This window comes from Curtobacterium sp. B18 (assembly GCF_000333375.1).
Taxonomy (GTDB): Bacteria; Actinomycetota; Actinomycetes; order Actinomycetales; family Microbacteriaceae; genus Curtobacterium.
In genome coordinates this window covers 1-2,808 of sequence record NZ_BACZ01000625.1, presented here as the reverse complement: position 1 = coordinate 2,808, position 2,808 = coordinate 1, and the positions used below count along the sequence as shown (strand labels likewise).

2 protein-coding genes and 1 tRNA gene are annotated in these 2,808 nt (G+C 68.9%); all 3 read left to right on the top strand.

Annotation, left to right across the window (positions count from 1 at the left end):
• On the top strand, window positions 1–1,458 hold a 1,458-nt coding region (locus tag I5E_RS16910), incomplete at its 5' end, for a penicillin-binding transpeptidase domain-containing protein (protein WP_022908027.1).
• Window positions 1,455–2,411, top strand: coding sequence for a metallophosphoesterase (locus I5E_RS16905; RefSeq protein WP_022908026.1), 957 nt, complete (start codon window positions 1,455–1,457; stop codon window positions 2,409–2,411). The genes I5E_RS16910 and I5E_RS16905, both read left to right, overlap by 4 nt.
• Window positions 2,412–2,505: 94 nt before the next feature.
• Window positions 2,506–2,579, top strand: a tRNA-Pro gene (locus I5E_RS16900).
• The last annotated feature ends 229 nt before the right edge of the window (window positions 2,580–2,808 follow it).

Here is a 2,808-nt window from a genome sequence, read left to right as displayed (position 1 = left end):
TCACACCTACGACACAAGGCCGAGACGAACTTCAAGCTCGGCGCCGCACTCGACTCGGTCGAGGTGAACACCGGCCGCATCCTGACGATGGCGCAGAACAAGGACTACGACCAGTCGCTGCAGTCCCCGCCGACGTCGACGTCGATCAACTACAGCGTCGACAAGAAGTACGGCGGCGGCATCGGCTTCCAGGTCGGCTCGACGTACAAGCTCTTCACGCTCCTCGAGTGGTTGAAGGCGGGCCACGGCCTGAACGAGACCGTGAACGGCACCCCGCACAACACCTCCGTGTGGCAGCACTGTGGTGAGCCCACCTACGGCAACTGGGCCCCGAAGAACGACTCGGCGGGCGAGAACGGCAACTACACGGTCGCCCGCGCCACCGCCCTGTCCGTGAACGCGGCGTTCGCGTCGATGGCTGCCAAGCTCGACCTCTGCGACATCAAGCAGACCGCCGAGGACCTCGGCGTGCACTCGGGCGACGACAAGACCGAGCTCAACTCGTACCCGTCGTCGATCCTCGGCACGAACAACATCGCGCCGCTGACGATGGCCGCCGCGTACGCCGGCGTCGCCAACAACGGCACCTTCTGCGAGCCCATCGCGATCGACAACGTCACCAACGCCGAGGGCAAGAGCCTGGGCGGCCAGCCGAAGGCCTGCAAGCAGGTGCTCGAGCCCTCCGTCGCACAGACGGCCGTCTACGCGATGAAGGGCACGATCTCCGGCGGTACCGCGGTCGGCGCCCAGACCTACGACGGCACCCAGCTGTTCGGCAAGACGGGCACCACCGACGACGCCGACCAGATCTGGCTCGTCGGTTCCAGCTCGCGGGTCGCCACGGCCTACTGGCAGGGCAACACCGACGGTGGCAAGAACAACCTCCGGCACTACAGCAACGGTGTCAACGGCACCTACGCCAGTGCCCGCGCGGGCGTCTGGCGCCAGGCGCAGACCCCGATGAACGCCCTGTACCCGGCAGGCCCCTTCACGGACCCGTCGTCGTCCGCCCTGCGCGGCAACGCGAAGGCCGTCCCCGACGTGACCGGCAAGACCGCTGCCGAGGCCAAGGCCGCGATCACGGGCGCCGGGTTCACCTACGTGGACGGTGGCGCGCAGCCCGGCTCCGCGAAGGCCGGCACCGTCTCCTCCACGTCGCCCTCGGCCAACTCGCTGCTCTCGAACGGCTCGAGCGTCACCGTGTACACGTCCGACGGCTCGCAGATCGTGATGCCGGCGATCGCCGGTGCACCGCTCGACACGGCCCGGTCGAAGCTCAACCAGCTGGGGTTCACCAACGTGACGATCTCGAAGGAGTACGTCAAGGGCGGCGGTGACAAGGAGTGCCGTGTCGCGACGGTCGACCCGGGTGTGCACGCCGCGGCCAGCAAGGACTCCGCGGTGACGCTGACCCTGTACGGCGACAAGAACGGCAAGGCGCCCAAGGACTGCAAGTGAGCCGCGGTCGCGCCGCGCTCGGCATCGCCGCAGCGGGCGCGGCCGTCGGTGCCGCCTCGGCGGCATGGGGCACGCTCGTCGAGCGACGGCGGTTCGGCATCCGCTGGGAGACCGTCCCGGTGCTGCCGGCCGGCTCGCGCGACGTCACGGTCCTGCACCTGTCGGACATCCACATGGCGCCCTGGCAGGCCGACAAGCAGCAGTGGCTCCGCGACCTGAGCCTCGTCGAGCCGGACTTCGTCGTGAACACCGGCGACAACCTCGGGCACGCCACGGCCAACGCCGCGGTGGAGTACGCGCTCGAGCCCTTCCGCGGTGTCCCCGGGGCGTTCGCGTACGGCTCGAACGACTTCTACGCACCGACGCCGCGCAACCCGTTCAAGTACTTCACCGGTCCGAGCGCCCACCACCACGGCAGCCGACCGGTCGAACTCGACATCGATCGTCAGACGGCGTTCTTCGAGTCGCTCGGGTGGCTCGACGTGAACGACCACGCGCACGCCGTCGAACTGCGTGGTTCGCGGTTCGAGCTGTTCGGCACCTCCGACGCGCACCGCGACTGGGATCGGCTCGACCTGTTGCCGACGAACGTCGACGAGATGCGCGGGGACGTGCCCTGGTCCGAGGACGAGGACGGCCCCTCCCCCGTGGCCATCGGCATCACCCACGCGCCGTACCGCCGGGTGCTGGACGCGTTCGTCACCCAGGGCGCCGACGTGATCTTCGCGGGCCACACCCACGGCGGACAGGTGCAGGTGCCGGGCATCGGCGCGCTCGTCACCAACTCCGACCTCCCCCGCCGGTACGTCAGCGGACTGCACAAGTGGCAGCACCGCGGGCACTGGTCGTGGCTCGAGGTCTCCGCCGGCATCGGGACGTCGATCTACGCGCCCGTCCGGTTCGCGTGCCGTCCGGAAGCCGTGGTCGTCACCCTCACCGCCCGCACCGACTGAGGACGACGCGCCCGGGAGTTCGCCGGATGGTCACGACCACCCCCGAACATCGGATAGACTTCTCGGGTTGCTCCGGTACGGAGTGACCACACCACGGGGTGTGGCGCAGCTTGGTAGCGCGCCTCGTTCGGGACGAGGAGGTCGCAGGTTCAAATCCTGTCACCCCGACACTGTGTTGAGACAGTACGAAGAAGGCCCTGGTTCTCCGGAACCAGGGCCTTCTGCTCTGCTGCCGCAGTCCCGCCCAGGCATGCCCGTCGACGTCGTGTCCGGTCCTCGTTCGGGTAGCGTGGTCGTGCCATGCAGTACTCGACGGACCAGCTCGCCGCCGTGGTCGACCAGCTCGGGGCACAGTTCCCGGAGCTGGCCGAGGACCCGGTGATGGCCGAGAGCCTCG